General features: G+C 41.5%; 4 protein-coding genes. 2 read left to right on the forward strand and 2 right to left on the reverse strand.

The window, feature by feature from the left end; all coding sequences use genetic code 11:
* Window positions 1-658: 3-methylornithine--L-lysine ligase PylC (pylC, locus tag AB7U21_RS10335; protein WP_428388833.1), on the forward strand; the 658-nt coding region annotated here is incomplete at its 5' end.
* Entirely contained in the window at window positions 658-1,437 is a 780-nt protein-coding gene (gene pylD, locus AB7U21_RS10340; protein ID WP_333787903.1) for a 3-methylornithyl-N6-L-lysine dehydrogenase PylD, read from the forward strand. The genes pylC and pylD, both read left to right, overlap by 1 nt.
* 2 nt (window positions 1,438-1,439) lie before the next feature.
* Here the strand turns inward: pylD and AB7U21_RS10345 are convergent, their stop codons facing one another.
* Both AB7U21_RS10345 and AB7U21_RS10350 read right to left on the reverse strand, forming a co-directional pair.
* Window positions 1,440-1,841 (reverse strand): response regulator, encoded by a 402-nt coding sequence (locus tag AB7U21_RS10345; protein WP_333787902.1) that lies wholly within the window; start codon window positions 1,839-1,841, stop codon window positions 1,440-1,442.
* 2 nt (window positions 1,842-1,843) lie between these two features.
* Entirely contained in the window at window positions 1,844-4,717 is a 2,874-nt protein-coding gene (locus AB7U21_RS10350) for a PAS domain S-box protein (protein ID WP_333787913.1), read from the reverse strand.
* Window positions 4,718-4,723 lie beyond the last annotated feature (6 nt).

The following is a 4,723-nucleotide window of genomic DNA, read 5'->3' on the forward strand; positions in this document are numbered from 1 at the left end:
CGTGTGCTCTTCCGATCTAGGTCTTGATCCCACCATGCTCATAGAAGAATACGTGGAAGGTGACGTGCTATCTCTTGAAGTCGTAGGGGACGGCAAACATTTTGCAGTTGTAAAGGAGACAAAGGTCCATATTGATGATACCTACGACTGCCATATGGTAACACCCATTGATCACAATCCTGAACTGAGGAGGATCACCTATGAACTTGCACGCGATCTCAAGCTCAAGGGTATCATGGACGTGGAAGCTATTGACAGTCCACAGGGACTGAAAGTGCTGGAAATAGACGCCAGGTTCCCAAGCCAGACACCTACGGCTGTCTATCATTCTTCTGGAGTTAATCTTCTGGAGCTCCTTATGCAGGCTTTTACAGAAGGTGTGCAGGAGATGGCCCAGGCACCAGAGGGTAATTATTGCATATATGAGCACCTTATACTCAAGGATGGAAAATTGTCACCTATAGGTGAGCACATTCTGTCAATGGGAAACAATTACAGGCCAATCCATGGATCGGAAGGTATAGAGATATTCCAGCGTGATGGAGAACATAAGGCATTTACAGTTATAACCTGGGGCGAGGACCAGGAAAAAGCTGAGATGAACAGAAAAAAGGCACACGAAATGATACTTAGAACATCAGAACAGGAGGTGGCATAATGGCATTGCTCACACCCGAAGATCTTGATAACCTCTCTGCTCAATTTGAACAGAGTGAGTCTACCATTGAAAGAGTTACAGGAAGCAAACTTACAGATATCTGCAAAGAAATTTATGGAAAAGACCTCGGGTCTGAAAAGGTGGGCATAATACCCATAACCGCAGGTAATGGTATTATTAGTAATTTTGCTTCTTCCTTGCTTTTCATAGCTCAGCGCCTTGGACTTGAAGGTTTCATTACTCAGCACACAGATGTGACAGGATATTATGAAGCCATAAGGGATGGCGCAGATGTACTATTGATGGCTGACGATCATCTTTTTATCGCTCATAATCTCAGGAATGGAAAATTGGTCACCAACCATGAAGCAACAGGTATAATCTATTCGGAGATAGCTTCCAGGTTCAAGGATGCAGCTTCAAGTGAGATCCTGGTCATAGGTCTTGGAAGAGTGGGATATGCAGGAGCTAAACATCTTGCTGAAAAAGGTTTCAATGTTTATGCCTGCGACCCTAACAGAGATTTCTTAGATAAAGCAGCTTATGAGCTTGGAATTAAGGAATACTGTAAAGAGGACCGCAAAAAGTTTTCAATGGTATTCGAAGCAACACCCAATGCCAATACAATAACTGAGGGAATGATCGCAGAGAGATGTCTGGTCTCAACGCCCGGAATACCCTGTGGATTACCCCAGGAAGTAGGAAGAAAATACAGAGTCGACCTTGTCATGGAACCTCTCTTCATTGGGGTAACATCAATGCTGTATTCAGTAATTTGATCCTACTTATTTTTTTCCCGGTCATTTACCATCTGATGCCTGTAGAGTGCGATCTCGATGGTCGTACGCAGGTCATCTTCCTCAAAGGGTTTGAGGATATACCCGTAAGGTTCCGTCAATTTGGCTCTTTCTATTGTATCTCCATCCGAATATGCGGTCAGGTATATCACAGGTATGTTGAAACGTTTACGTATTTCTCCGGCCGCATTTATGCCATCAATTTCTCCTTTGAGCATTATATCCATGAGCACAAGGTCAGGAAGTATACCTTCAGCTTTGCTGATAGCATCTTCGCCTGTTGAAGCCACTCCAGGGACTATATAACCTAATTTCTGTAATCTCTTCTTTATTTCAAGAGCAACTATGTTCTCATCTTCAACCACAAGTATCTTGGCGTTTGTCATAATCACACCTTAACCTTACATTTTAATTCCTTAAAACGTATCTTAAAAGATGTTCCCTCTTTCCTTTCAAGTTCAATAGTGCCGTTTATCTGTTCAACAAGAGTGGTCACAAGCTGCAGACCCAGAGAAGAAGTTTGCCTGAAATTGATATTTTCAGGGAATCCTATACCATCATCAGATATTTCAAGGATGAACTCATTTCCTTCAAGGCCAAGAGTAACACTGACATTTCCTTCGGACGTATGTGGAAATCCATGTTTGAGTGAATTGGATACCAGTTCGTTTATTATCATCCCCAGAGGTATGGCAGTGTCCATGCCCAGATAAGCGTTTTCTATTTTCGAATGTAATTTAATGGATTTGGATTCCATAAAATAGGATTTCTTCAGGAAATTAAGCAAATTCTGGGTGTAATCTGCAAAATCAATCGTAGACATATCTCCGGACTGGTACAGTTCCTCGTGGATCAATGCCATCGATCTTACACGGTTGCGGCTGTCCAGAAAAGCTTCGATTATCTCCTTGTCTTTGAAATTTTCCGCTTCAAGGAACAGCAGACTTGATATTACCTGCAGATTATTTTTAACTCTGTGATGGATCTCTTTTTTACGAATCTCCTCATTCTTTAAAAGAGCTTGTTGAGCCTTTTTGCGTTCAGTGATGTCCAGGATGATACCTTGGAGCAAAATATCCCCAGTCTCTCCCATCTCGATATAAGTTCTCTCATCAACCCATCTGACATCCCCATACTTTGTGAATATTCTGTATTCCTGATTGAACTGATCAGAATGGTTATTTTTATGGTCCTCAAGCAAGGGATGGAATCTTTCACGGTCATCTGGATGTAAAATGTCCACATATTTAATGCGACCTGATATGAAATCTTCAACAGTGTAACCTATCTGTGTGATGTTCTCGGATACAAATTCAACGGGCCAGTCTTTTTCCATCCTCCACTTGAATACGATGACAGGACTGCTATTAACAACCCTTTCCATTTCTTCTTTCATCTTGTTGGAATATTCAAGTTGCTCAGCATATTCCTTAAGGGCCTTCTCTGTGCGTTTACGTTCAGTGATATCACGGGCTATGGTCAGCACAGCTTTTTTGCCATCGTACTTGATGAGACGGCTGCTGAGTTCCACAGGCAGTTTCTTACCACTTTTTGTTACATGTACTGTTTCGAAAATATTACTTTTTAGTTTACAGAGTTCCTTGATAAGTTCCAATAAATATTCACCCGTAAATGTACCATCTATATCTGTCTGTTTCATACGAAGGAATTCATCATGTGTATAGCCCATTCTCTCACAGGCTAACTGGTTGACCTCCAGTATGCATCCATTCATATCATGGAGGTATATTGCATCACTCGTACTGTCAAAAAGTGTTCTGAACTTCTTTTCGGATTCCCTTAATGCATTTTCAGCCTTCTTACGCTCAGTAGTGGCTTCGTCCAGGGACAAGCGTGTCTGTTCTATACCATTGGTGAGTATTCGCAGATCACCTTCTCCTTGTATTTTAACATGCCTGGAGAAGTCATTATTCTGGATAGCAGTAAGCACACTATTTGAGTCTTCTATGATCCTATCCAGATATTCGGCGAAATTATCCAATGTGTCGCCTGCCTGTTTGAACTCACCCTTCAGGTCAAGTTGTATTCTTGTTTTAAGTTCTCCTTTAGCAAGAGCATTAGTCACTCTGATATTCTCGCGAATTGGAGCTGTCACAGCATCAAGTATTTCATTGAGGCCTTTAGGTATTTCCTTGAAATCTACTCCTACATCAGTATTCGCTCTTGCATCCAGATCACCTTCTACAGCATCCTGTGAGATCATTTTAAAACTGCTGACTATGTTATTGATCGGTCTGGTTATGGACATTGCTATGAGATAAGCCACAAGTCCCATGAACGCAATAGAAACGGCAGAGATTATGAGAAGTTTGGTCCTAAGGGAAGCAACACCTGCAAGCATCTCATCTTTAGGAACTACGAGAATAAAAGAATAGTTTCCCGTCTTTACAGGCTCATAGAACATTATTGCATCTTTACCTGTAGCCGGATCCACTGTTTCGAAGTTACCACCTTTTCCTTTTTTTATGTTATCTGCAGCTTCAGATATTTCAGGTATGCCAAAATCATATAAAGTCTTTGAAGCTATCCATTCCTTGTGCACTGGATGAGACACAAGGATACCGGTGTTACCGGTCACAAAAGCATAACCTGTGTCGAATGCCTTCACATTTCCCACAACATCATCTATGTATTGCAAGGAAACATCCACCCCTCCTATTCCCACAAAACTGCCATCCTTGATAATGGGGGAATCAAAACTAACCATGAAAATGCCCTGATAATAGTAAGGTTCAGTGACAACATCTATCATGAATTTCTTGGGGATCTGATAGTAGTCCTGCTCTCCGTAATATACAAGTGGTTCAAGACTTACATTGCCATTGATATTATTCCAGTAAGGAACGAAACGTCCGGTTTCATCATGACCATTAGTACCCGCATACTCAGCATCTTTACCGTCGAAAGCATTGGGTTCGTATCCGACATAGACACCTGTAAGTGAGGGATTTTTCAGAAGCAAGTTCCTAAGCATATCATTCACTTCATCCCTGTCTGAAGACGAGTAAACTTCCATCGAATTTGCAAGTGTTCTTGCAATTGCTTCTGATTTCTTCATATCACCATCGAACTGGTTGGCATAGTCCCTGGCCAGCTCAATGGATTGCTGATAGGCCAATTTTTCCTGCTGAGTGGTTACTGTGGTAATAATAACTCCTGTGGACACTGCCAACACCAGGAAAACCCCCACTACTATATAAAGGATCAATTTAAATTTTATAGATAGATCGTTAAATCCCATCATTTT

Origin of the sequence: Methanomethylovorans sp. (assembly GCF_050177135.1) — an archaeon.
Lineage (GTDB): Archaea > Halobacteriota > Methanosarcinia > Methanosarcinales > Methanosarcinaceae > Methanomethylovorans.

What these genes read in the sequence shown, in the direction of transcription:
- pylD (WP_333787903.1), top strand. Translation starts at nt 658, where the DNA reads ATGGCATTGCTCACACCCGAAGATCTTGATAACCTCTCTGCTCAATTT.
- AB7U21_RS10345 (WP_333787902.1), bottom strand. Translation starts at nt 1,841, where the DNA reads ATGACAAACGCCAAGATACTTGTGGTTGAAGATGAGAACATAGTTGCT.
- AB7U21_RS10350 (WP_333787913.1), bottom strand. Translation starts at nt 4,717, where the DNA reads ATGGGATTTAACGATCTATCTATAAAATTTAAATTGATCCTTTATATA.